Here is a 24,267-nt window from a genome sequence, read left to right as displayed (position 1 = left end):
ACGCTCCGGCAGCACCGGCGCCTCACTATCCCACGATGCCGTTACCGGCAAAAGACGCGTGGCCTGCCCTGTTCGCCCTCTGCACCGGCTTCTTCATGATCCTGCTGGATCAGACCATCGTGGCCGTGGCGACGCCCGAGTTTCAGCGACAGCTCCACGCGGACTACAACCAGGTCATCTGGGTCACGTCCGCGTATCTCCTCACTTTCGCGGTACCGCTTCTGGTTACCGGTCGACTCGGGGACAGGTTCGGCCCCCGGAATGTCTATGTCGCCGGCATGGCGGTCTTCACCTGCTCGTCGCTGTGGTGCGGCCTGGCAGGCAGCGTCGAGGAACTGATTGCCGCCCGCGCAGTACAGGGGCTCGGGGCTGCCTTGTTGACTCCGCAGACCATGGCGGTGATCAACCGGATCTTCCCCCGTGACAAGCGTGGCTCCGCGCTCGGCGTATGGGGCGCCACGGCCGGGCTGTCCACGCTGTGCGGTCCGCTGCTCGGCGGCCTGATCACCGGCACTGTCGGCTGGGAGTGGGTCTTCTTCATCAACGTGCCTATCGGGGTGTTGTCGATCATCGCGGTCATGGTGTGGGTACCGCGTTTTCCGCCGGCCGCCCGGCGTATAGACCCACTCTCCATCGTGTTGTCCGTCCTCGCTGTGTTTCTTCTCGTCTTCGGACTGCAGGAGGGCGAGAGCATGGACTGGGCATGGTGGATCTGGCTGATGATCGGCGTGTCCTTCATGTTGTTCGCCTTGTTCGTCCGTCAGCAGGTCGTCGCCGAACACCGTGGGCGTGACCCGTTGATGCCGCTGAGCTTGTTCCGCGTCCGCAACTTCTCGCTGGGCAACATCGGCATCGTGAGTATGGGGTTCACCGTGGCCAGCGTGCCCCTGCCGTTCACGCTCTACTACCAGCAGGTCCACGGGCTGAGCCCGTTGCAGGCCGGAATAATGCTGGTGCCCCAGGCCGCCACGTCGCTGGTCCTGTCACCGATCGTGGGACGTCTGACGGACAGGTACAGCTCACGCGGACTGGGGGCGTCGGGTTTCACGGTGATGGCCCTGTCCATCGTCGGGATGACCGCGGTGATGGCCTCCGGTGAACATCACTACTGGACGATCATTCCGTTGATCGGTCTGGGAATCGGGAACTCACTGGTCTGGGCGCCGAACTCGGCGTCCACCATGCGTGATCTCGAGATGAACCAGATGGGGGCAGGGTCCGGCGTCTACAACCAGACACGACAACTGGGTTCGGTCGTCGGTGTGGCGGCGGTTGGAGCGATGATGCAGTGGCGCCTGACCGTCGACGACCCCGGTACAGCGTTCGGCCTCTCCGTGCTCATCCCCGCCGCCATGATGATCGTGGGGGTGACCTCGTCCCTGTTGTCGACCAACAACCTGCACCAGTCGCAGGCGGGGAAGTAGCTGACTAGGATCGTCACCATGCGTATCGCAACCTTGACCAGTGGAGGGGACTGCCCCGGACTGAACGCCGTCATCCGGGGTGTCGTCCGTACAGCGGCAGGCCGAGGAGCAACCGTCATCGGGTACGAGGACGGCTGGCAGGGGCTGGTGGAGGATCGCAGGGTCCAGTTGTACGACGACGAGGACATCGACCGGATCCTGATCCGCGGCGGCACGATCCTGGGAACCGGACGGCTCAAGACCGCTACGTTCAAGGAGTCGATTGACCTGGTGAAAGCCAACCTGAAGGATGCGGGTATCGACGTCCTCATCGCCATCGGCGGAGAGGGCACACTCAAGGGCGCACAGTGGCTCCACGACAACGGCGTTCCGGTCATCGGTGTTCCCAAGACCATCGACAACGACGTCAACGCCACCGACTACACCTTCGGATTCGACACCGCCGTGGCCGTCGCCACCGACGCCATCGACCGGTTGCACACGACCGCTGAATCACACAACCGCGTGATGATCGTGCAGGTCATGGGGCGGCACGTGGGGTGGATCGCACTGCATGCGGGAATGGCGGGCGGCGCACATGACATTCTGATCCCGGAAGTCCCGTTCGACATCGACGAAGTCTGCAAACGCATGTCCCGTCGTTTCGAACTGGGTGAGAAGTACGGCATCATCGTCGTCGCCGAAGGCGCGGTGCCCAAAGAGGGCACGTTCGATATCGGGGACCGGGCGATCGACCAGTTCGGCCACCAGAAGTTCGACGATATCGGAGCGAAGATCGCGCACGAGATCGAGAACCGGCTCGACACCGACGTCCGTTCCACGGTCCTCGGACACATCCAGCGTGGCGGCACCCCCACCGCGTTCGACCGGGTGCTGGCGACACGGTACGCCGTCCATGCCACCAAAGCCGCGTTGCGTGGGGAGACAGGCCAGGTCGTCGCCCTGCACGGCGAACGCATTGAACTGGTCTCCTTCGACGATGCCGTCGGCCACCTCAAGGTTGTGCCGCAGCAGCGTATCGACTCAGTCGGTGCGCTGATCGGCTGACACCAACGGGTCTCGAGGTGCCTTCCGAGATTGGTGAGAGCTTCATCCCACCCGTCGTAGACGTAGTTGTCCCCGGGTCACGCTCGTCTGCCCACGCGCATCGCACAAGCCCACGCGACGAATCGAAAAGTTCGGTGAAGGGAAGACTGAGACTCTCGGGAGCCGTCATATAGCTGAGTCCTTGTTCAACGTGTTAGTGAAATACATGGTGAACAGCAGGTTTCCACAGCAGCCGGACTGGGGACGACGATGCATGATCACCTGCTTATGTCTCCCCGGAGCAATCCGCACGGCCGACAGAGTTGTAGTGTGTCGCTCACCGCCGGATTTCACTGTGATTCCTGAGGCCATGACCTGACCTCGACATTGCAGCACTATGCCCCTCCCATGAAAGTGTCATGTCATCCTCGTCTGCTTCCACCGAACCATCCACGCGACACGCTGAGTCTTCTCAGGACCGTAGCGCCTACATCGCATCCCTCGGCTTCCCACTGTTGGTGATTGTCGGCGGCATCGTCGGCTTCCTCGGAGGCGACGGCCTGTCCACCGCGACCTCCGGCTGGACCAACTGGCTACTTGGCCTGATCATGTTCGGCATGGGGCTGACCCTGCAGCCCCGTGACTTCCTCCTCGTCATCAAGCGCCCATTACCTGTTGTCATCGGGGTAGTGGCGCAGTTCGTGATCATGCCCCTCACTGCGCTGTTGGTGGTGTGGGTGCTCGGTCTACCCTCCGCCATCGCCGCCGGGGTGATCCTCGTCGGGTGCGCGCCGGGCGGTACGGCGTCGAATGTGGTCTCGTACCTGGCCCGTGGTGACCTCGCCCTATCCGTGGCGATGACTTCAGTCTCCACATTGCTGGCACCACTGCTGACTCCGTTGCTCACGTTGTGGCTGGCGGGCCAGTACATGCCGCTGGACGGGGGCTCCATGGCGTTGTCGATCGTGCAGGTCGTACTCGTTCCTGTCGTTGCCGGACTGGTGTTCCGGTTCTTCCTTCCCTCGGTGATCGAGCGGATTCTGCCGTCCCTGCCCTGGATCTCGGTGTTCGCCATCGCTGCTGTCGTGGCGATCGTCGTGTCAGGTAACCGTGACAACCTGCTCGAAGCGGGGCTGCTCGTCCTCGTCGCCGTGGTACTCCATAACACCCTCGGCCTGGTGCTGGGGTACGGCGCGGGGCTTGTCACGGGACAGCCGGTGAGGGTGCGACGCACCATGGCGATCGAGGTCGGCATGCAGAACTCCGGACTCGCCGCCGGGTTGGCGGCCCAGCACATGGAACCCATGTCGGCGTTGCCCGGCGCGATCTTCTCGGTGTGGCACAATCTCTCGGGTGCGATCTTCGCCGCACTGTGCCGCGCTGCCGACGGTCGGACGGCACGAAGAGAGCACCGCCCCAGCGACGGTACAGAGGCCATCCACTAGACTTGTCCACCATGACTGCCGTGGTGAACGATTACTCCGATGATGTGATGGACTTCGATGAGGTGCTCGAGCGCTTCGACCCCGTAATGGGTATGGAAGTCCACGTTGAACTGGCGACGCAGACGAAGATGTTCTCCGCCTCCTCGGCGGAGTTCGGTGACGCGCCGAACACCAATGTCGACCCCTGCAGCCTCGGGCTCCCCGGAGCCCTGCCCGTCGTCAACCGGCAGGGAGTGGAGTGGGCCATCAAGATCGGTCTCGCACTGAACTGCGAGATCGCCCCGTACTCCCGCTTCGCCCGGAAGAACTACTTCTACCCGGATCAGCCGAAGAACTACCAGATCTCCCAGTATGATGAGCCGATCGCCCACGACGGCTACCTGGACATCGTCCTCGACGACGGCACTCCGTGGCGTATCGAGATCGAGCGGGCCCACATGGAGGAGGACACCGGAAAGCTCACCCACCTTGGAGGGGCAACCGGCCGTATTCACGGTGCGACGGCGTCTCTGGTGGACTGCAACCGTGCAGGGATTCCGCTGATCGAGATCGTGACCAAGCCGATCGAGGGTGCGGGGGAGCGCGCTCCGGAAATCGCCCGCGCCTACGTCACCGCCTTGCGTGACCTCGTCAAGGCTCTCGAAGTGTCGGACGCCCGCATGGACCAGGGGTCGATGCGTGTGGACTCCAACCTGTCTCTGCGCGCGCTGGGGACGTCGGAGTTCGGCACGCGCACCGAGACGAAGAACATCAACTCGCTGAAGTCTGTCGAGCAGGCCGTACGTTTCGAGATGCAGCGCCAGGCGGCATGCCTCGTCAATGACGTCGAGATCATTCAGGAGACCCGTCACTACCAGGAGGCCGACGGCACCACCTCCCGGGGCAGGGTCAAGGAGACGATGGCCGACTACCGCTACTTCAACGACCCTGACCTTCCCCCGGTCCTGGCGCCCGCGGAATGGGTCGAAGCAATCCGTGAGACCCTTCCCGAGATGCCGTGGATCCGTCGCGCCCGCATCCAGGAGGAGTGGGGTCTCAAGGACGAGGAGATGCGCGACCTGGTCAACGCTGGCGCGCTCGACCTGATCATCGCCACCGTCGAGGCCGGTGCATCCCCGGCAGAGGCACGTAGCTGGTGGGTTGCCTACCTCGCCCAGAAAGCCAAGGAAGCTGGCGTTGAGCTAGAGGGACTGCAGATCACCGCGGACCAGGTTGCCAGGGTCAGCGCGCTGGTCAAGGAGGGGAAGCTGACCAACAAGCTGGCGCGTAAGGCGGTCGACGGTGTCCTGGCGGGCGAAGGGGACGTGGATGACGTCGTGGCGGCACGTGGTCTCGAGGTCGTCCGTGACGACGGCGCAATCGAGAAGGCGGTGGATGACGCTATCGCGGCTAATCCTGACATCGTCGAGAAGTACCGTGCGGGAAACAAGAAGGTCACCGGGGCAATCGTCGGCGAGGTCATGAAGGCGACCAGGGGCAAGGCGGATCCTGCTCAGGTGAACAAACTGATCGCGACGAAACTGGCCTGACGTCGGTCGTGCCCGGTCGGTGGGGCCGACCGGGTGGAGGCGGGGACGTTAGCTGTAAAAATGTTCCTTTGGGGCGAGAAAAGGAAAACTGGATCCGAATAGCGGCAACGGGGGTAGTGTAGCTGCAGTTTCGGGGGTGGTTAGGACTCTGCTGGCGGAAGATCCGGGCAAAATTTCGGAAGTTCCGTTGGACAGTCAGCTACATGTGCATAATAAACCGGACGTTAACATACGTGTACCCAATGACTGGGTTGACGTCTGGACGCGCGCGGAACCTCCAGCCACCATCCGGGAGGGGCCCGTGTGATTCCGGAGCGATCGACCACGCACCAGAGGAGCCCTCCGTTGCTCATAGGTATCCCCCGGGAACCACAAACCTTGGTCTCGGCGACACCTGACACCGTCGGCAAACTGATCAAGCTCGGCTACGACGTAGCCGTCCAGGCCGGCGCAGGTGACCAGGCGAACTTCCCCGACAGCCAGTTCGAGGCCGCCGGGGCCACGATCGTCGGCGAGGACGTATGGTCCTCCGACATCGTCACCACTCTCGACACTCCGTCCGCCGACCACCGCGCCGCGCTGAAGTCCGGAGCGATGCTGATCTCGCGGCTCGCGCCGGCGCGTAATGACGAGCTTGTCGCTGAGCTGGCAGAGAAGAACGTCACAGCCGTCGCGATGGACACCGTTCCCCGGATCAGCCGTGCTCAGTCCATGGACGTGCTCAGCTCCCAGGCCAACATCGCCGGATACCGCGCGGTCATCGAGGCCGCGAACACCTTCGGACGTCTGTTCACCGGTCAGGTGACTGCTGCGGGTAAGGTCCCGCCGGCCACCGTCTACGTCATCGGGACCGGTGTCGCCGGACTGGCGGCCATCGGTACGGCGAACTCGATGGGCGCGGTGGTCAAGGCCACCGACCTGAGGCCGGAGACTGCCGAACAGGTGGAGTCCATGGGCGCGGAGTTCGTGGCTATCCCCACGGCCTCGGAGAAGTCCGACGACGGATACGCCAAGGAGATGACGCAGGACCAGGCCGCCGCCGCCGCGAAGCTCTACGCCGAGCAGTCGGCAGCTGCGGATATCGTGATCACCACGGCGAATATTCCGGGTCGTACGTCACCGGTTCTGCTGACGGCAGCGGACGTGGCGAAGATGAAGCCCGGTTCCGTCATCGTCGACATGGCTGCCGCCAACGGCGGAAACTGCGAACTCACCGTCGCCGGCGAGGTGACCACCACCGACAACGGTGTGAAGATCATCGGTTACACCGACCTGGCCGGACGCCTGCCCGCACAGTCGTCGCAGCTCTACGGGCAGAACGTCGTGAACCTGTTCAAACTGGTGACTCCCGGCAAAGACGGTGAAGCGGTGCTGGATCTCGAGGACGAGATCGTGCGTGGTATCACCGTCACCAAAGCCGGTGAAGCAGGCTCTCCCGCCGACGTCCTGTGGCCGCCGCCTCCGGTGAAGGTTTCGGCCGCTCCTGCGCCGAGCCCGAAGGCTGAGACGGTCGAACCGTCCGAGGAGGAGGCGCCGGCGAAATCCACCCTGCCGTGGAAGCTGCTGGCGGGTCTGCTGGGCATTGCCCTGGTGTTGGCCAGCCCGTTGGCTGTGGCAGACGAGTACATGGTCCTGATGCTGGCCGTGGTGGTCGGGTTCTACGTGATCACCGCAGTGACCCACAAGCTGCACACGCCGCTGATGAGCGAGACCAACGCCATCTCGGGAATCATCCTGGTCGGTGCGATCCTCCAGGTCGGCTCATCCAACATCGCCGTGGCTGTCCTGGCGTTCATCGCCATTGTCGTGGCCTCGATCAACATTTTCGGTGGCTTCTTCGTCACCAGGCGCATGCTCACCATGTTCGAGGGAGGCAACTGACATGAACGTGACCAACCAGCTGATTCTTGCCAACGGTCCGAGTGCGTCTGTCCTGGAATGGACAGACAAGGTCACCAACCTGGCGTACATCGTCGCCGCCCTGCTGTTCATCCTTGCGCTGGCCGGGCTGGCCAAGCAGCAGACCGCATCACGCGGTAACCGGTTCGGCATGGCGGGTATGGCGATCGCCCTGATCGCCACCATCGTCAAGGCCGTCGTGGCCTCTGCCGACGACACCGAGAACTACAACAGCCCGTGGGTCACGCTGCTGCTCATCGCCGTGGCGATGCTCATCGGTGCGGCCATCGGCATCCCGAGGGCCCGCAAGGTCGAGATGACCGGCATGCCGGAACTCATTGCGATGCTCCACAGCTTCGTGGGACTGGCTGCCGTGCTCATCGGCATCAACTCGTTCATCCAGAAGTCCGGATCCGACGAGGACGTCGCCGGATTCAACCTCGGTGAGATCTACCTCGGTATCTTCATCGGTGCCGTGACCCTGACCGGTTCGATCGTCGCCTACCTGAAGCTGTCCGGGAAGATCAGCGGTTCCCCGCTGATGCTGCCGGGACGCAACATGCTCAACGTGCTGGTCATTGTGGTCTCCCTGGTCGGCATGGGCGTGTTCATCGCCGCCGGCACCGACAATACGGCGCTCTCCTGGACGATCCTGGGCATCATGCTGGTGCTCGCCCTGGCACTGGGTATCCACCTGGTGGCCGCCATCGGTGGCGGCGACATGCCGGTCGTTGTCTCGATGCTGAACTCCTACTCCGGATGGGCCGCTGCGGCAGCCGGCTTCATGCTGGCCAACCCGCTGCTGATCATCACCGGATCGCTGGTCGGTTCCTCCGGTGCCTACCTGTCGTACGTCATGTGTAAGGCGATGAACCGCTCGTTCATCTCCGTGATCCTCGGTGGGTTCGGTGCCGACTCCTCCGGCGGCGACGACCGTGACTACGGTGAGCACACCGAAGTTTCTGCCGAGGACACCGCGGAGCTGCTCAAGGGTGCGAAGTCTGTCATGATCACCCCGGGCTACGGCATGGCGGTGGCACAGGCGCAGTACCCGGTGGCCTCCCTGGTGGCCAAGCTGCGCGAGCAGGGGGTCGACGTCACCTTCGGAATCCACCCCGTTGCGGGTCGCCTTCCCGGTCACATGAACGTCCTGCTCGCCGAAGCCAAGGTGCCCTACGACATCGTCCTGGAACTCGACGAGGTCAACGACGACTTCGGAGACGTGGACGTCGTGCTGGTCATTGGTGCCAATGACACCGTCAACCCGATCGCCGAGGAGCCGGGTTCTCCGATCGCCGGCATGCCGGTGCTCAAGGTGTGGGACGCCGACAAGGTCATCGTCTTCAAGCGCTCGATGGGCTCAGGTTACGCAGGTGTGCAGAACCCGCTGTTCTTCAACGAGAACACCGACATGCTGCTCGGCGACGCCAAGCAGTCCGTCGAGGCGATCACCGCAGCCCTCTAGATTTCCTCGACGCCGTCACCCGGCCGGACGTCGTCGGGACGCGGCGCGGACGGTGCGGTGCCCTCGCCGAAGGGGGACCCGCCGAGCCGCTCCCTGCCGTGAGCCGTCATGAACCCTGCCGGGTCCGGCCCGACCGCCACGACCCCGGTGGGGTTCACGTCTGTGTGGACGATGTAGTAGTGGTCCTTGATCTGGCCGAAGTTCGTGGTGTCTCCGAAGCCAGGAGTCTGGAAGAGGTCCCGCAGATAGCCCCAGAGGTTCGGCCTGCTGGAGATCGTGTACCGGTTGCACTTGAAGTGACCGTGGTAGACCATGTCGAAACGGACCAGGGTAACGAAGAGGTAGATGTCCGCCAGCGTGATGTGCCGACCCACCAGGTACCGGTTCTCCGAAAGTCGGTCCTCGAGCATGTCGAGCGTCGCGAACAGCTCGGAGAACGCCTTTTCGTAGGCGGCCTGAGAGCCTGCGAACCCGCACTTGTAGACACCGTTGTTCACTGTCCGGAACACCCGGTCGGCGATATCGTCTATCTCCGGCCTGAGGTCGGTGGGGTAGAGGTCGGGTGCTCCGACCCGGTGCAGGGGAGTCCATTCGGTCACGAAATCCTGGACCAGTGTCCGGAAGTCATTGGTGACCACCGCCTTTGACTCGATGTCCACCAGGGCGGGAACCGTGATGCCCTTGGGGTACTCGGCGTAACGGTGGAGATAGCAGTCGCGCAGCCGACCTACTCCGAGTACCGGGTCGACGGAGTCCGGGTCGAGGTCGAATGTCCAGGACTTCCAGTCGTGGGTGGGGCCTGCCAACCCCAGCGACAGGGGTGCAGGATCTTCCGGAGCGTCGGCTCCGTCCAGCCCCAGGAGGCGACGGACGATGACGGCCCGGTGAGCCCACGGACAGGCCCGGGCAGCGACCAGTCGGTACCGGCCGGCCTCGACGGGCCAGGGCTGCCCCTGCCCCGAGGATGTGGAGGCCGGGCTGAACCCGGCCGGATCAGCGACGATGCGGTCGTCGATGTAGTTCATGTCCCTGTTGAAGCCTTCGTCCCCGCTGGCGACATACCCCATGGTGTCCTCCTTGTGTCCGCTGTGTCCTGCGTTCTGTCCTGCGGGTGCGACATACCGTGTCGTCCTACGCGGTTGCGCCCGGGTTCTAGCATAGGCTTGACGCACGTATCCATGCGGAAACGAGCACACGGACCAGCACGAGATCTGGCGCCAGAGGTCACCACGCCGGCGGCGCAGAAGGTGGAAGACCATGGGATTGTTTGACCGTAATCCGGAGAAGTCGGGGACGCCACGCAGCGAGGACTCGACCACCCCTGCCGGACGCGTAGACCACAGTGACGACGATCTGTTCGATGCCATCGACTCAGTGGACGGGATCGATGTCCCGGAGGCGACGCGGCCCCTGGCAGTGCCGGGAGCGGACGGTGGTACGTCCCGGGAGACCCGGGACGTACCGGTGACCGACGACGCACGGGAGCAGAATGCGCCGGAGACGCCGTCGACACCGGAGGCACCGGAGGCCACGGCCGTCACGGATGCCACAGAGCACACCGACGGTGTGGGTTCGGCCGATGCGGGGGAAGCGAAGCCGAAGCGGGACATCTACGCGATGTCGGGCAGGGCCCGGCCGCAGCGTATCGAACCGCGTACCGCCGAGCCGACGGGTACTCCTGCGGGCACTCCGGCGTCCTCGGACGGTGACCGTACCGAGGTCTTCGGTGCCGCGGCCGCCGATCCCGCGTACGGCGTCCCCGGCGAGGAGGAACAGCACGAAACCCGTGCGTTCGGTAGTTCGGTAGGTGCTTCCGGTGTGGCGGACCCGGCCTACGCAGACGGTTCGTCGACGTTCGCGGAGGACTCGGGGACGGGGCAGGATGCCCCGGAGACCTCGGTCTTCGCCGCAGGCGCGACCGGGGCGGGGACGGCTGCAACGACCCCGGTGGCTGCCGGGCCGACCACGGACGACCGCACGGTCGTCTCCCCTGATGATCCTGAGTCAGCAGATGCGGCGGTGGACCGGGCGCCCCGGGCCGGGGACATGGACGCCGATCCGAGGCGGGGGACGCTTGATTTCGGGCTGTTCATCCTGCGTGTCGTGGTCGGGGCTCTGCTCGTGGTACGTGGGCTGCAGACACTCTTCGCCTTCGGTGGTGACCCGGGTATCAGCGCTTTCGAACAGACGTTGGCCGCCTACAACTTCGCCGATATCCTGGCGGTCGCGGTGCCGGTCGCCAGATCGTGGCTGGAGGACTTCTGGTCTTCGGCCTTCTCACGCCGGTGGGAAGCGCTCTCACAGTGGTTGTCGCAGGCTTCCTCGCGTTGCACAACCTGTCGATCTGGGATTCGGGGTACTGGCCGTACACTCTCAGTCCCCAGGTGCAGTTCTGGGCGCTTCTCGGCCTCGCAGGTCTTGTCCTGACCTTCACCGGGCCGGGACGATATGCGGCAGACGCGTCCCGGGGCTGGGCCACCCGGCCGTTGGCCTCCGCCTGGGTGTTCGCGGTCATCGGACTGGCGGGTGCCGCGGGGGCATGGTTGGCAGTCGGCGGCGGCAACCCGTTCTGACCGGTCATCCCAGGGCGAGACGGGCTGCCATGCCGATCATCAGCAGGCCGATGGCCAGGTTGATCCATCGCCACACCCGTGGGCTGGACAACGGGCGACTGAGAAGGCGGGCTCCATACCCCACCACGAGGAAGAACAGGGAGGATCCGAGGACCGCGCCCACGGTGAACATCCATTTTCCGGTGTCGTCGTACTGGTTGGCCATCGTCCCGAACACGACGATGCCGTCGACGTAGGCCGCGGGGTTCAGAAAGGTCACGGCCAGTGCGGTGGGGAGCGCCGCGAGTGCGACTGTCCGGCGGGAGCGTAGGGGAGTCCCGACGGGGCGGGGGAGGGCGCGGGCGACGGTCGTCACCTGGCCTTCTCCGTGTGGGTAGTCGGCGATGGGGACGGGCCCTTCGGACGACACGACAGGGTCTGGTGAGACGGATTCGGGGGCGTGGTCCGGAACGGCACTGTCGATTCCGGTGGGGTGGCGGACGTCCCGCAGACAGGTGAAGGCGAACCAGAGCAGGTAGGCGACGCCTCCCCAACGCAGGATCTCCAGGAGAAGCGGAAGTTTGTCGGTGACGACGCTGACACCCGCGGTGCCCAGTGGCAGCAGGATCAGGTCACCGAGGATGAAGACCGAGACGACCAGCCCCACTCCCCAGCGTTTGACCCCCTGTTTCAGCAGAACGACGTTCTGCGGGCCGACTGCCGCGATCACGGACAGCTGGAACACCAGGCCGGCGAGACCGATGTGGAGGACGGGGAGGAAGTTTTCGTTCAGCACGGGCAAGAGCCTAGGAACGTCACGTTGTGAAGACAAGCAAGCTCTCCTTGAGATGCTTAAGATGTACTTCATGATGCCACGTCACATGGATACTCTGCTGCTTGTCGTCGATGAAGGGAGTTTCGAGGCTGCCGCAGACCGTCTCGGGGTGAGCCCGTCCGCGGTGAGTCAGCGCATCAAGGCTCTCGAGGCCGACGTCGGACGGGTCGTCGTGCGAAGGACGTCACCGGTGGGTGTCACGGATGCCGGCGAGGTGCTGGTCCAGACCGCCCGACGGATGCGGCTGCTGGAATCGGAGACAGATGACAGGTTACGTGGACGGATCGGTGAAAGGCCGGTCAGCGTCGGAGTCAACGCGGATTCGTTGGGTACGTGGTTCCGTCCTGTGCTCCGGCAGGTTGCAGAGGTTGGCGGTATATCCCTGGAGCTGAACCTGGAGGACGAACAACACTCCCTGGCGATGCTCCGTCGGGGAGACTGCATGGGGGTGGTCACCGCAGAAGCAGAGCCGGTAGCCGGGTGTGTCGTCGAGGAGCTCGGGAGCCTGCACTACTGGCCGGTCGGCGCCCCGGAGCTGGCCGACGAGCTCGAGGCCGCCAGGAGCGTCCGCGGTGAGGACGCGTGGGCTTCGCTGCCCCTGCTGGTCATCGGGCCGCACGACCGGATGACCGACGGAGTGCTGGAGCCGCGCGGTGTGACACCACGACCGGGCCGCAGAGTCTCCCGGATTCCGAGTTTCGAGGGGCTCAATGACGCGGTGGTCGCGGGTCTGGGGTGGACGCTGGTACCGGTGGCGTCAGCACGGCCGTACGTGGAGGAGGGGGCGATGGTGCGCCTGGCCGAGGACGTCATCGAGGTGCCGTTGTACTGGCAACACTGGCGCCTGGAATCGGACACCCTCGGTGTACTCACCGACGCGGTGCATGCGGCGGCGGCCGTGGGGCTCAGCGCCTGAGTCTCCGGTAGGCCCGGGCGGACAACGGAAGGAAGACCGACACGAGGGCCAGCGGCCACAGGAAAGCGGCCAGTACCGCGTGGTCTGCCAACGTTCCCCCAGTGAACCCGGTGGGGTTGCCGAAGAGTTCGCGGGCGGCAGTCGCGGTGGCGGACACGGGGTTCCAGGTGGCGACCGGTTCCAACCACGTAGGCATGTATTCGGGAGAGACGAAGGCGGTGGACAGGAATCCGACGGGCCAGACCAGCACCTGGACCATCGTCGCGGCTCCCTCGTTCCTGCCGAGGGTGAGTCCCAGGTAGATTCCGATCCACAGCACCGCGAACCGGAACCAGAGAAGGAGTGCGACGGCAAGGAAGGCCTCGGGGGCGCTTCCTGTAACTCGCCAGCCCAACAGGAGCCCGCCGACGATGATGACGACGAGCTCCACCGACGATGTGACCATGTCGGCTCCGACGCGGCCGAAGGCGACTGAGGCGTCGCCGATGGGAAGCGACCGGAAGCGGTCGGTGATGCCCTTCTTCGCGTCATTGGCCATTGCGCTGGTCGTGGCTTCGACTCCGAACATCATCGAAAGTGCCATCATGCCGGGCAGGAGGAAGTGGATGTAGTCTCCACCGCCGGGCAGGCTGATGGACCCGCCGAAGAGCAGGGAGAACATCAACAGGAGCATGACGGTGAACATGATGGTGAACACCGGTGTGAGAGGTTGGCGGCGCCAGTGGAGAAGTTCCCTGGCCGTGAGTGTCAGACCGTTCGTGATGCTGTTCATCGGTTCTCCTCGGTAGACGGTGACGACTCTGTGACGGAGAGGAAGACTTCGTCGAGCGTGGGACGGCGCAATGCGATGTCAGTCGGTGTCAGGTTCGCGGCGTCGAGTCGGCGGATGATGTCGACCATGTCGGCGGGACCGTCCGGTGCCGACAGGCTGACGAGAAGCTTGTCCGGATCCGGCGTGAACGACAGCTCACCCGGCGCCAGTGCACATTCAACATCGGCGCTGGACACCTGGGAGGTGAACGTGAGGTCCACACGGTCACCGCCGCGATTCGCCTTGAGCTCGTCCGGCGTGCCCTCGGCGATCACCCGACCGGATGACATGATCGAGATGCGGTCGGCGAGCCGGTCGGCCTCTTCCAGGTACTGGGTGGTCAGCAGGACGGTCGTGCCCGCGTCGGCGGCCCGGAGGACGGCGTCCCAGACGTCGATACGACCTCGCGGGTCCAGCCCGGTGGTGGGTTCGTCGAGGAAAAGGACGTCGGGATGCCGGATGAGGGACACGGCGATGTCGAGGCGGCGTCGCATTCCTCCGGAGTAGCCCGACACCGGCCGGTCGGCCGCGTCCGTCAGCGAGAACTGCTCCAGGAGTTCGTCGGCACGGCGTCGGGCGTCGGCTCGGCGGAACCCCAGGAGCCGGGCGAACATCACGAGGTTCTGGTGGCCGCCGAGAATCTCATCCACGGCGGCGTACTGGCCGACCAGCCCGATACGGGCGCGTACGGCGTTGCCGTCGCGTACATCGGTGCCGGCGATACGGGCAACTCCCTGGTCGAGTGAGGTCAGCGTGGTGAGCACCCCGACGGCGGTGGTCTTACCCGCACCGTTTGGTCCGAGTAGTCCGTGGATGCTGCCGGTGGGGACGGTGAGGTGGAAGTTGTCGAGGGCCCGATGGGCGCCATAGTTCTTGACCAGGGAATCTGCGTGGATGGCGGGAGGGGAGTCGGAACTCACCATAAACTCCTAACGGTGTACGGACTTAACGGGGATATTCAACGTACGCCGTTCGGAGTAAGCTGTCAACATGGAATCAGACGCCAGGCACGCGACCCCGCAATCCTCATCTGCACCGGCACCGGCACCGTCCACGGGAGACAGACCCCGGGAGCCCGACCGAATGCTGCGACTGGTGTGGCGGCACCAGGTGGGTGAAGAGTCCGGAGCTCGTGGTCCCCGGAAGAAATGGTCCGTCGACGAGGTTGTCGACACTGCGATCGAGGATGCCGATGTCGCCGGGATCGAGGGACTTTCCATGCGCAAGATCGCAGGGAAACTCCACACGTCTGCCGCGAGCCTGTACACCTACATCCCGGGGCGTGATGAGCTTCTCGGTCTGATGATCGACCAGGTGATGGGCCGGGTCGACCTCCCGCCTTTCCGGGGGGTGGCAACTGATCCCGACGTCGTCGGTGACCGGCTGCGGACGATCTCCCGGCTCACCTGGCAGGAGGTGCACCGGCACCCGTGGCTGCTCGCCGCCCAACGGCACCGTCCCTTGATTGGGCCGAACATCTCCCGACGTTATGAATGGCAGCTCTCGGCCCTGGACGGGTGCGGGCTCGACGATGTGTCCATGGATCACACCATCGCGCTGGTCGAGTCCCATGCTGTCGCAAGCGCCGCTGCCAGTGTCAATGCGCGCGAGCTCGCCCGGGCCTCCGGGTACAGTGACGCGGAATGGTGGCAGGTCAATGAACCCATCCTCTCCCAGGTCATGCAGGACGACGAGTTTCCCGTGTCGGGGCGGGTGGGTACCGCGGTGGGGGAGAAGTACCAGGCCATCACCGATCCGGCCGCCGTTTACGAGTACGGGCTCGGGGTGATCCTCGACGGGGTTCGGGCGCGACTCGGTGGCGTCGCCGATATCGGCGGCACCGACAGTCCCTGATTTTAGAAAGGGGCAGATCCTGCGGTGCGAAGCGCCCGTCAAGTTGGGGGTGTGGTGCGGATGCGGACCCCCGACCATGCGGTTTTGCCCGGTGAACACTTTCCTGCAATGATTGAACGTGTTCAAGGCTCGGCCTTCCGTGACCCCGCCGTTCTACCGCCCCTGCGGCGGTGCGCACCGCGCTGGTTTCCGGCAGCGTCCGGTGTCACAGTCACTCGAGCCACGCGTCCCGGCCATTTTCTCCGGGGCCCGTCAAGGAGCTCCAATGAGCCAAGCCAAGGCCACAGATCCCCCCGGCCCTGCGAAGACGCGGTTCCGCACGGTCGGCACCGCTGTTTTCGCCGTCGTCGCGGTCGTAGTCATCGGTGCAGCATCCTTCTTCTCGATCCGGTCAGCCTCGGGTGGCACGGATGTCCGGAGCAACCTCTCACTTATCGCCCCGGCGGCTGCCGGCGGCGGCTGGGACACATTCCAGCGCGAGCTGCAGCAGACCTTGAGAACCAACGGCATCGTCAACAACGTCCAGGTGGTCAACGTGCCTGGCGCTGGCGGCACCATCGGCGTGGGCGTTCTCGCCCAGCAGCCGGAGGCCAATAACCTCATGGTCGGCGGGTCCGGCCATATCACGGCGCAGGTCCAGTTCGGCACCCCGTCCAGGATCCAGGACGTCACACCGGTGGCCAAGGTCCTCGAGGAGTACGACATCATCGCTGTGCCCGCCGATTCTCCACTCGAGTCGATGGATGATGTCCGCGAGACATGGACGCAGGACGCTCGTTCACTGGCGTGGACCGGTGGCGGTTCCTTCGACCAACTTGTCATGACGGACATCGCTCTGGAACTCGGCGTCCCCGCGTCCGAAACCACGTACATCCCCTCGGACGGTGGCGGCGAGGCCATTCAGGCGCTGCTCAACGGTACGGCCGACGTGACGGCGGGCGGATTCGCCGACATCTACCCTCAGGTCGAGTCCGGCAGGTTACGGGTCCTCGGCGTCGTGGCTGAGGACCGGCTCTCCGGGAGCCCGGAGATCGAGGCGATTCCCACGCTGGCTGAGCAGGGTATCGACGTGACGATCACCAACTGGAGGGCACTCTTCGCCCCTCCTTCCGCCACAAGCGAGGACATCGAGGAACTTCAGGATCTCGTCGCCGAAGCCGTGGAGACTCCGGAGTGGCGTGCCACCGTGGAACGCAACTACTGGCGCGAGGCTCCGATGCAGGGCGAGGAGCTCGATCAGTACATCCAGGACGAGACGGACCGGATCACCACCCTGTTCGAGGAGATGGGACAATGACCGCAAGCACCGCAGGTAAAACTAGCGATATCGCCGAACCGCGGGCCACCGGGCCGGTCGGGGCGGGTACAGTCTGGGCCGGCAGATCCGGACTGATCATGCCTGTCGTGATCGCGGGGTTCAGCCTCTTCCTCATCATCGGTTCGATGACCATGGACGGCCCGGACGCGGATTTTCCGGGACCTGGGTTCTTCCCGACCCTGACCGGTGTCATCGGTCTCGTCCTCGCGACGGTGATTGCCGTGGGCATCATTCGCCGCCCCGAGCCCGTCGAGGGTGCGACGGAACAGACCACGAGGTTTCATTCGGACTTCTCCGCCCTCGGGTGGACGGTCCTGGGGTTCCTCGCCTTCGCGGTCCTGCTGCCGTGGCTTGGCTGGATCCTCGCGTCCGGACTGCTGTTCTGGTGCGTGGCACGGGGATTCGGCTCACGCCGTCCCGTGTTCGACATCCTGGTGTCGGTGTTCATGGGGTCGGTAGCCTATCTGGCATTCGACGTGGCACTCGGCCTCAGCCTTCCTTCCGGCATCATCGGCGGGGGGTTCTGACATGGATTCACTCAGTCTCCTGATGGAGGCTTCGCCGGGGCCCTCACACCGGTCAACCTCATGTGGGTGCTCCTCGGCTGTCTCCTCGGTACCGCCGTGGGCGTCATGCCGGGCTCGGCTCCTCGATGGCCGTGGCACTGCTCCTACCGATGACCTTCGCCCTCGACCCGACGGCGGCCTTCATCTTCTTCGCCGGCGTGTACTTCGGCGGACTCTTCGGCGACTCCACCATGGCGATCCTGATGAACACACCAGGGCAGGCCTCGGCTATCGCCTCGACATTCGAGGGACACAAGATGGCTCTGGCCGGCCGCGCACCGCAGGCATTGGCGACGGCGGCCATCGGTGCCTTCATCGGCGGTTTCGTCGCCTCGGTCGTGGTCGTCTTCTTCGCCCCGCTGCTCGCCGAGTTGTCGACCTACTTCGGGCCCGCAGAGTACTTCGCGCTGGCGCTGTTCGCCTTCGTCGCCACCTCCTCCGTGGTCTCCGACTCGGTCCCCAAGGGGCTGTCGGCCTCATCATCGGCCTTGGTATCTCGACGATCGGCATCGATTCGGTGACCGGCACCGAACGGTTCACCCTCGGAGTGCCTCAGCTGTTCGACGGGATCTCGATCGTCACTGTCACGGTAGCGATCCTCGCGCTCGGGGAGGTCTTCTTCATCGCCTCCCGCGCACGACGTGAGAACCAGGACCTCAAGACACGGTCCGCAGGGCGGCCGTGGCTCAAGCTCGCTGAGTTCCGGGAGGCGTTGCCCGCCTGGTTGCGGGGCACGGCCATCGGCATGCCTTTCGGCATGATCCCGGTGGGCGGCTCCGAGGTACCGACGTTCCTCGCCTACTCCGTGGAGCGACGCCTGGACACCCGTCGGAAATCGCCGAAGTTCGGTAAAGGCGCCATCCGCGGACTTGCAGCGCCGGAGGCCGCCGGTAACTCCACGACAGGTATGGCGATGGGCGCCCTACTGGCACTCGGTCTGCCGGTGTCCGCCACGGCGGCCATTCTGCTCGCCGCCTTCCGCCAGTACGGTCTGCAGCCCGGTCCGTTGCTCTTCGACCGCAACCCGGATCTGGTCTGGGCACTGCTGGCGAGCTTCTTCATCGCAATGGTGGTGTTGCTGATCATCAACCTGCCTTTCGCCCAACTCTGGGCCAAGCTGCTGCTTATCCCACAGCCCTACCTCTACGCTGGGATCGCCCTGTTCTGCGGGCTCGGCGTCTACGCCACCTCGGGCCGGGTGTTCGATCTCCTGCTCCTGCTGGGTATCTCGGTGATCGGCTTCCTGATGCGCCGCTACGGCTACCCGCTGGCACCACTGATTATCGGCATGGTCCTCGGACCGCTGGCTGAGACGTCGATCCGCGATGCCCTGCTGTCCTCCTCAGGCGACTTCACCGTCCTGGTCTCCAGCCCCATCACCTGGACCATCTACGGTGTACTGGCGGTCGTCCTCCTGGTGGCGATCCGCAGCATGGTGATCAACCGCATCCGCCAGCGAAGCCTGAAGGCGAAGGCCAGCGAAGCCGACGCCTAGGCGCCCGTGGATACCGACGTCAGCGCCGCTCCTGTCGCCGTTCCGCTGGCCGCGATCGCCGCGGGTGTCCCGTCGGCGATGATCCGGCCTCCGTCGACACCGGCGCCGGGACCCAGGTCGACGACGCGGTCCGCCTGTGCCACGACACGCAGGTCGTGTTCGACCACGACTACCGAGTCTCCGGAGTCAACCAGCCGGTTGAGCTCCTTGACCAGCAGATCGACATCAGCGGGGTGCAACCCCGTCGTGGGCTCATCGAGCAGGTGGACCGTGGGTGTACCCCGGCGCACGCGACGGCTGCGTTGAAGTTCGGTGGCCAGTTTGATCCGCTGGGCCTCTCCTCCGGAGAGTTCCGGGGCACTCTGTCCCAGGCGCAGGTAGGACAGCCCCACCGCCTCCAGTGCCTGAAGCGCGGTGTGCACCGCAGGTTCATCGGCGAAGACGTCCAGTGCATCGGTGACGGTGAGATCGAGAACGTCGGCGATGGTGAGCCCATGCCAGGTCACCTCCAGTGTCTCCTCGTTGTACCGGGCACCGTGGCAGTCCGGGCAGACGGTGTAGCTGCCCGGGAGGAAGACGAGCTCGACCTCGATCGTTCCTTCCCCGTTGCAGGTCGGGCACCGTCCCTCAGTGACGTTGTAGGAGAACCGCGAGACTGTCCATCCCCGTTCCCGGGCGCCGTCCGTGGCAGCGAAGAGCCTCCTGACATGGTCGAACAACCCGGTGTAGGTCGCCAAGGAAGACCGGGTCGTCCGTCCGATGGGTTGCTGGGTGATATGGACCGTACGGATCCCTGCTTCAGCGAGCACTGCTGGTAGCGCACTCGACACCAGCGTCGACTTGCCCGAGCCTGAGATCCCGGTCACCGCAGTGAACTGGCCGAGTCCCAGCGACGTGTCGATTTCCAGAGTTCGCTCGGTAGCCTGTACCGGCAGCGACGACGACGCCTCGCGGACCGGGAAGTCTCCGGACCCCTTCAGTGGCGGGGTGGGTGCGGACAAGGCACGGCCGGTAGGGGTGTCCTGACCGGACAAGCCGTCAACCGGGCCGGACCACAGGATCTCGCCGCCGTTCTCCCCGGCACCGGGACCGACGTCGACGACCCAGTCTGCGCCAGCCACCAGTGACATATCGTGTTCGACGAGGATCACGCTGTTACCCGCTTCCAGGAAGCGCGCCATCAGCTCACTGACGGCGACGCGTTCAGTGGGATGCAGCCCCGCAGAAGGTTCATCCAGGACGTACACCACGCCGAACAACCCGGAGTGGAGCTGTGAGGCCAGACGCAAGCGCTGCAACTCACCACCGGACAACGTTGAGGCGGGCCGGTCCAGACTCAGATGACCCAGGCCCAGTTCCACGGCAGCCTGCACTGTGGGGATCACCTGTTCCAGCAGTAGACGCTCTGCTTCCGACGGAGACGTGACCCCGGCGAACAGTTCAACCAGCTCCTCCAGCGGTACCGCATTGAGCTCGTCGATCGCCATACCCAGATAGGTCACCGACAAGGCATCCGCGGTCAGACGACGACCACCGCAGGTCGGGCACACAGAATGATCCATGAACGACAGAACCCGGCGCCGGGTCGAGTCCGACGATGACGACGCCAACGTCTCCTGGAGATAGGTCGACACCGACCTCCACGTCCCGTCATACGTCCGCTGGATCTGGTCGGCACCGCGGACCGGATGCACCGTCACCACCGGCTTGTCCGGCGTGAAAAGGATCCAGTCCCTGTCCTCACGGGACAACTCAGACCACGGTATGTCCGTCCGGTAACCCAACGTGACGAGAATGTCATGGAAGTTCTTCCCCAACCACGCCCCGGGCCACGCGGCGATCGCCCCGTCGTCGATCGACAAGGACGGGTCAGGCACCATCGACTTCTCCGTCGGCACGTGGACCGTCCCGGTGCCCTGGCACGTCGGGCACATGCCCGACGCCGTGTTCGGCGAGAACCGATCCGAATCCAGCCTCCCCACGCGATCCCTCACCTCTGCCGGATACGTTCCGGCCCGGGAGAACAACAGCCGTACCGAGTTCGACACAGTGGAGAAGGTACCCACGGTCGACCGCGCGCCACCACCGGTCCGCGACTGTTCCAGGGCCACGGTCGGGGGAAGACCGTCAATCCTGCCGACCCGCGGATCCACCGCACCGGCAATCAGACGCCGTGCGAACGGAGCCACCGACTCCAGGTAGCGTCGCTGGGCCTCACCGTGGATCGTGCCGAAGGCCAGTGACGACTTCCCTGAACCGGAGACGCCCGTGACAGCGACAAGCTGACCTCGGGGCAGACTGACATCGACATGCCGTAGATTGCGCAGGTCGGCGTCGTGGACGCGGACATCAGAACTCGTGTCGGTCATGGCCGCCCATTCTAGGCGGTAGCGTGGGGCCATGGACTTCGGGATACATGGGAAATGGGCCGTGATCGGGGCCTCCAGCCAGGGGCTGGGATTCGGATGCGCCGATGCGCTGGCGGCCGAAGGAGTGAACCTCGTCGTGAACGCGCGACGCGCCGGGCCACTGGCTGAGGCGGCTGACCGGTTGCGTTCACACGGGGTCGCGGTGCACGACATCGCCGGTGACATCAGCGACCCGTCCGTCCGCGCATCGTTGCTGGATGCGGCACCGCAGGTGGACATCCTCGTCACCAATGCCGGTGGGCCACCGCCCGGCGATTTCCGGGACTGGGGGGAGAGCGACTGGCTCGCCGCACTGAAGCGGAACATGCTGACCCCGGTCGAGTTGATCAAGGCCACGGTGGACGGCATGGCGGAACGCGGGTTCGGCCGGGTGGTGAACATCACCTCCGGCGCGGTGAAAGCGCCGATCGCGCAGCTCGGACTCTCCAACGGTGCCCGGGGCGGGTTGACCGGCTTCGTCGCCGGCGTGGCCCGGCAGCCGCAACTGGCCTCGGCGAATGTGACGGTGAACAACCTGCTTCCAGGACGGTTCGCGACAGCGCGGTTGGCCCAGACCGGAGGCGGTGGGGCACCCTCGACCGACGGTGTTCCGGCGGGACGCTTCGGTGACCCCGCAGAATTCGGCGCGACCTGTGCGTTCCTCTGCTCCGCTCAGGCGGGGTACATCACCGGACAGAATGTGCTCATTGACGGGGGAGCGTACCCGGGCACGATGTGAGCGTGGGGTCCCGGGCGAGCTTTCCAGCCGACCCTAGTCGACCTCGCGCACCGCGCCCTTGTCGGCACTGGTGGCCATCTTCGCGTAGGCGCGCAACGCCTTGGTGACCTTGCGCTGGCGGGTCGCCGGCTTCCACGGGTTCTCCGACGCGTCCATCGCGGCGCAACGCCGGGCGATCTCCTCGTCCGGCACATCGAGGGTCAGCTGGCGGTTGTGCACGTCGATCGTCACCGTGTCACCGTTCTCGACCAGTCCGATCAGCCCGCCGCCGGCGGCCTCGGGGGAGACGTGGCCGACAGAGATACCCGACGAACCACCCGAGAAGCGCCCGTCGGTGATCAGGGCGCACTTCTTACCCAGCCCCGAGCCCTTCAGGAAAGCGGTCGGATGCAGCATCTCCTGCATGCCCGGCCCGCCCGACGGACCCTCGTAACGGACCACGATGACATCGCCCGGGGTGACCTTCTTCTTGAGGATCACGTCGACGGCCTCCTCCTGGGACTCCACGACCAGTGCGGGGCCGGAGAAATGCCAGAGGGATTCATCGATACCGGCGGACTTGATCACGGCGCCGTCGGGCGAGAGATTTCCACGCAGGATGACCAGGCCACCGTCGGAGGTGAAGGAGTGGTCGACGTCGTGGATGCAGCCGTTCTCGGCGTCGAGGTCGAGCTCGTCCCAGACGTTCTCGGTGGAGAACGGCTCGGTGGTGCGCACGCCACCTGGCGCGGCATGGTAAAGGTCCACGGCCTCCTGCCGCGGTGAGGCGGCGCTGACGTCCCAGTCCTCCAGCCATTCGGCGAGGCTGGGGGAGTGGACGGTGTGCACGCCTTCGTTGAGCTTGCCACCGCGCCACAGCTCACCGAGGATACGGGGGATGCCGCCGGCGCGGTGGACGTCCTCCATGTGGTAGTCGGAGTTCGGCGCGACCTTCGACAGGCAGGGGACGGACTTGGACAGGTCGTCGATGTCCTGCAGGTCGAAGTCGATCCCGCCTTCCTGGGCAGCGGCGAGGATGTGCAGCACGGTATTCGTCGAGCCACCCATCGCCATGTCGAGGGCCATGGCGTTCTGGAAGGCCTCCTTGGTGGCGATGTTGCGGGGCAGCACGGAGGTGTCGCCGTCTCCGTAGTAGCGGCGGCACAGGTCGACGATGACGCGGCCTGCCTCGCTGAACAGGTTGCGGCGGGCGGCGTGGGTGGCCAGCGTCGAGCCGTTGCCGGGCAGGGAGAGACCGAGTGCCTCGGTCAGACAGTTCATCGAGTTGGCGGTGAACATTCCGGAACAGGAACCACAGGTCGGGCAGGCCGCCTGCTCGACAGTCATCAGCCCCTGCCGGGAGACCTGTTCGCTGGCGGACGCGGAGATCGAGGTGATCAGGTCAGTGGGGGCGTGGGCCACTCCGTCGACGACCACGGCCTTACCTGCTTCCATGGGGCCACCGGAGACGAAGACGACCGGGATGTTCAAACGCATGGCCGCGTTGAGCATGCCGGGGGTGATCTTGTCACAGTTGGAGATGCACACGATGGCGTCCGCCTGGTGGGCGTTGACCATGTACTCCACGGAGTCGGAGATGATCTCACGGCTGGGCAGGGAGTACAGCATGCCGGAGTGGCCCATGGCGATGCCGTCGTCGACGGCGATGGTGTTGAACTCGCGGGCGACGCCACCGGCCTCCTGGACGGCCTCGGCGACGATGTCGCCGACGTTCTTGAGGTGGACATGACCGGGGACGAACTGGGTGTAGGAGTTCGCGATCGCGATGATCGGCTTGTCGAAGTCACTGTCCTTCATGCCCGTGGCTCGCCACAGGGACCGCGCGCCGGCGGCGTTGCGTCCCTGGGTGGTCACTGATGACCGGTATGAGATCTCGTTCATGGTGGGAAAAGCGTCCTCTCGTCGGGCCTCGTGCAGCTGCCCGGCCCGTGGGCAGTCACGTCGGTGATAGTGCAGGTGTGGGGGAACTGGTGTCCGGGGGACAG

General features: G+C 65.1%; 19 protein-coding genes and 1 pseudogene. 14 read left to right on the top strand and 6 right to left on the bottom strand.

What is annotated here, in order from left to right; translation table 11 throughout:
• Nucleotides 1-35: 35 nt before the first annotated feature.
• From BJF89_RS05995 to pntB, 6 genes are all read left to right on the top strand, one after another.
• Nucleotides 36-1,424, top strand: coding sequence for an MFS transporter (locus BJF89_RS05995; RefSeq protein ID WP_075813396.1), 1,389 nt, complete (start codon nt 36-38; stop codon nt 1,422-1,424).
• 18 nt (nt 1,425-1,442) lie between these two features.
• The gene (locus BJF89_RS05990) at nt 1,443-2,471 is read left to right on the top strand and encodes an ATP-dependent 6-phosphofructokinase (protein WP_075813120.1); all 1,029 of its coding nucleotides are present in this window, start codon (nt 1,443-1,445) and stop codon (nt 2,469-2,471) included.
• Between the two features lie 398 nt (nt 2,472-2,869).
• Nucleotides 2,870-3,895 carry a bile acid:sodium symporter family protein gene (locus BJF89_RS05985; protein WP_075813118.1) on the top strand — a complete coding sequence of 342 codons (1,026 nt, stop codon included), beginning with the start codon at nt 2,870-2,872 and terminating at the stop codon, nt 3,893-3,895.
• A gap of 11 nt (nt 3,896-3,906) precedes the next feature.
• Entirely contained in the window at nt 3,907-5,424 is a 1,518-nt protein-coding gene (gene gatB, locus BJF89_RS05980; RefSeq protein WP_075813116.1) for an Asp-tRNA(Asn)/Glu-tRNA(Gln) amidotransferase subunit GatB, read from the top strand.
• Between the two features lie 345 nt (nt 5,425-5,769).
• Nucleotides 5,770-7,305 (top strand): Re/Si-specific NAD(P)(+) transhydrogenase subunit alpha, encoded by a 1,536-nt coding sequence (locus tag BJF89_RS05975; RefSeq protein WP_075813114.1) that lies wholly within the window; start codon nt 5,770-5,772, stop codon nt 7,303-7,305.
• A gap of 1 nt (nt 7,306) precedes the next feature.
• On the top strand, nt 7,307-8,788 hold the full coding sequence (pntB, locus tag BJF89_RS05970; protein ID WP_075813112.1) for a Re/Si-specific NAD(P)(+) transhydrogenase subunit beta: 1,482 nt from the start codon (nt 7,307-7,309) through the stop codon (nt 8,786-8,788).
• Here the strand turns inward: pntB and BJF89_RS05965 are convergent.
• Nucleotides 8,785-9,855, bottom strand: coding sequence for a glutathione S-transferase family protein (locus BJF89_RS05965; protein ID WP_075813110.1), 1,071 nt, complete (start codon nt 9,853-9,855; stop codon nt 8,785-8,787). The genes pntB and BJF89_RS05965 overlap by 4 nt on opposite strands.
• Before the next feature lie 190 nt (nt 9,856-10,045).
• Between BJF89_RS05965 and BJF89_RS05960 the strand changes: the two genes are divergently transcribed.
• Nucleotides 10,046-11,215 carry a hypothetical protein gene (locus BJF89_RS05960; protein WP_075813108.1) on the top strand — a complete coding sequence of 390 codons (1,170 nt, stop codon included), beginning with the start codon at nt 10,046-10,048 and terminating at the stop codon, nt 11,213-11,215.
• Nucleotides 11,173-11,361 (top strand): hypothetical protein, encoded by a 189-nt coding sequence (locus BJF89_RS05955; RefSeq protein WP_075813106.1) that lies wholly within the window; start codon nt 11,173-11,175, stop codon nt 11,359-11,361. The genes BJF89_RS05960 and BJF89_RS05955 overlap by 43 nt, the downstream gene beginning before the upstream one ends.
• A gap of 4 nt (nt 11,362-11,365) precedes the next feature.
• On the opposite strand, the gene BJF89_RS05950 is transcribed toward BJF89_RS05955, so the two are convergent.
• A complete protein-coding gene (locus BJF89_RS05950) occupies nt 11,366-12,136 on the bottom strand; it encodes a LysE/ArgO family amino acid transporter (protein WP_255372498.1) in 771 nt (256 codons plus the stop codon).
• 70 nt (nt 12,137-12,206) lie between these two features.
• On the opposite strand from BJF89_RS05950, the gene BJF89_RS05945 reads away from it, so the two are divergent.
• Nucleotides 12,207-13,091, top strand: coding sequence for an ArgP/LysG family DNA-binding transcriptional regulator (locus tag BJF89_RS05945; protein WP_075813392.1), 885 nt, complete (start codon nt 12,207-12,209; stop codon nt 13,089-13,091).
• Here the strand turns inward: BJF89_RS05945 and BJF89_RS05940 are convergent.
• Nucleotides 13,081-13,863, bottom strand: a complete 783-nt coding sequence (locus BJF89_RS05940; protein WP_075813104.1) for an ABC transporter permease — start codon at nt 13,861-13,863, stop codon at nt 13,081-13,083. The genes BJF89_RS05945 and BJF89_RS05940 overlap by 11 nt on opposite strands.
• Nucleotides 13,860-14,822: an ATP-binding cassette domain-containing protein gene (locus BJF89_RS05935; RefSeq protein ID WP_369803653.1), complete on the bottom strand. Its 963-nt coding sequence runs from the start codon at nt 14,820-14,822 to the stop codon at nt 13,860-13,862. Before BJF89_RS05935 ends, BJF89_RS05940 begins: the two co-directional genes overlap by 4 nt.
• Before the next feature lie 163 nt (nt 14,823-14,985).
• On the opposite strand from BJF89_RS05935, the gene BJF89_RS05930 reads away from it, so the two are divergent.
• The 4 genes and pseudogenes from BJF89_RS05930 (at nt 14,986) to tctA (ending at nt 19,135) form a co-directional block, all read left to right on the top strand.
• The gene (locus BJF89_RS05930) at nt 14,986-15,756 is read left to right on the top strand and encodes a TetR/AcrR family transcriptional regulator (RefSeq protein WP_075813100.1); all 771 of its coding nucleotides are present in this window, start codon (nt 14,986-14,988) and stop codon (nt 15,754-15,756) included.
• A 265-nt stretch (nt 15,757-16,021) separates the two neighbouring features.
• A complete protein-coding gene (locus tag BJF89_RS05925; protein ID WP_075813098.1) occupies nt 16,022-17,053 on the top strand; it encodes a tripartite tricarboxylate transporter substrate binding protein in 1,032 nt (343 codons plus the stop codon).
• The gene (locus BJF89_RS05920) at nt 17,050-17,601 is read left to right on the top strand and encodes a tripartite tricarboxylate transporter TctB family protein (protein WP_083650520.1); all 552 of its coding nucleotides are present in this window, start codon (nt 17,050-17,052) and stop codon (nt 17,599-17,601) included. Before BJF89_RS05925 ends, BJF89_RS05920 begins: the two co-directional genes overlap by 4 nt.
• 1 nt (nt 17,602) lies before the next feature.
• Nucleotides 17,603-19,135: pseudogene (gene tctA / locus BJF89_RS05915) on the top strand (tripartite tricarboxylate transporter permease TctA).
• Here tctA and BJF89_RS05910 read toward each other — a convergent pair.
• Nucleotides 19,132-21,504 carry an excinuclease ABC subunit UvrA gene (locus BJF89_RS05910; RefSeq protein WP_075813096.1) on the bottom strand — a complete coding sequence of 791 codons (2,373 nt, stop codon included), beginning with the start codon at nt 21,502-21,504 and terminating at the stop codon, nt 19,132-19,134. The pseudogene tctA and the gene BJF89_RS05910 overlap by 4 nt on opposite strands.
• A gap of 31 nt (nt 21,505-21,535) precedes the next feature.
• Here BJF89_RS05910 and BJF89_RS05905 point away from each other — a divergent pair, with 31 nt between their 5' ends.
• Nucleotides 21,536-22,282: an SDR family oxidoreductase gene (locus tag BJF89_RS05905; protein ID WP_075813094.1), complete on the top strand. Its 747-nt coding sequence runs from the start codon at nt 21,536-21,538 to the stop codon at nt 22,280-22,282.
• A gap of 33 nt (nt 22,283-22,315) precedes the next feature.
• On the opposite strand, the gene ilvD is transcribed toward BJF89_RS05905, so the two are convergent.
• Nucleotides 22,316-24,163, bottom strand: coding sequence for a dihydroxy-acid dehydratase (gene ilvD / locus BJF89_RS05900; protein ID WP_075813092.1), 1,848 nt, complete (start codon nt 24,161-24,163; stop codon nt 22,316-22,318).
• Between the last annotated feature and the right edge of the window lie 104 nt (nt 24,164-24,267).

The sequence above is a fragment of the Corynebacterium sp. CNJ-954 genome, from assembly GCF_001942345.1.
Classification (GTDB): domain Bacteria; phylum Actinomycetota; class Actinomycetes; order Mycobacteriales; family Mycobacteriaceae; genus Corynebacterium.
The sequence above is the reverse complement of the archived record's forward strand: the minus strand, read 5'-3'. Positions and strand labels throughout refer to the sequence as shown.

Bases quoted from the DNA above. Each gene is read 5' to 3' on its own strand.
- BJF89_RS05995 (WP_075813396.1), top strand. From the start codon at position 36: ATGCCGTTACCGGCAAAAGACGCGTGGCCTGCCCTGTTCGCCCTCTGC.
- BJF89_RS05990 (WP_075813120.1), top strand. From the start codon at position 1,443: ATGCGTATCGCAACCTTGACCAGTGGAGGGGACTGCCCCGGACTGAAC.
- BJF89_RS05985 (WP_075813118.1), top strand. From the start codon at position 2,870: ATGTCATCCTCGTCTGCTTCCACCGAACCATCCACGCGACACGCTGAG.
- gatB (WP_075813116.1), top strand. From the start codon at position 3,907: ATGACTGCCGTGGTGAACGATTACTCCGATGATGTGATGGACTTCGAT.
- pntB (WP_075813112.1), top strand. From the start codon at position 7,307: ATGAACGTGACCAACCAGCTGATTCTTGCCAACGGTCCGAGTGCGTCT.
- BJF89_RS05965 (WP_075813110.1), bottom strand. From the start codon at position 9,855: ATGGGGTATGTCGCCAGCGGGGACGAAGGCTTCAACAGGGACATGAAC.
- BJF89_RS05960 (WP_075813108.1), top strand. From the start codon at position 10,046: ATGGGATTGTTTGACCGTAATCCGGAGAAGTCGGGGACGCCACGCAGC.
- BJF89_RS05945 (WP_075813392.1), top strand. From the start codon at position 12,207: ATGATGCCACGTCACATGGATACTCTGCTGCTTGTCGTCGATGAAGGG.
- BJF89_RS05940 (WP_075813104.1), bottom strand. From the start codon at position 13,863: ATGAACAGCATCACGAACGGTCTGACACTCACGGCCAGGGAACTTCTC.
- BJF89_RS05930 (WP_075813100.1), top strand. From the start codon at position 14,986: ATGCTGCGACTGGTGTGGCGGCACCAGGTGGGTGAAGAGTCCGGAGCT.
- BJF89_RS05925 (WP_075813098.1), top strand. From the start codon at position 16,022: ATGAGCCAAGCCAAGGCCACAGATCCCCCCGGCCCTGCGAAGACGCGG.
- BJF89_RS05920 (WP_083650520.1), top strand. From the start codon at position 17,050: ATGACCGCAAGCACCGCAGGTAAAACTAGCGATATCGCCGAACCGCGG.
- BJF89_RS05910 (WP_075813096.1), bottom strand. From the start codon at position 21,504: ATGACCGACACGAGTTCTGATGTCCGCGTCCACGACGCCGACCTGCGC.
- BJF89_RS05905 (WP_075813094.1), top strand. From the start codon at position 21,536: ATGGACTTCGGGATACATGGGAAATGGGCCGTGATCGGGGCCTCCAGC.
- ilvD (WP_075813092.1), bottom strand. From the start codon at position 24,163: ATGAACGAGATCTCATACCGGTCATCAGTGACCACCCAGGGACGCAAC.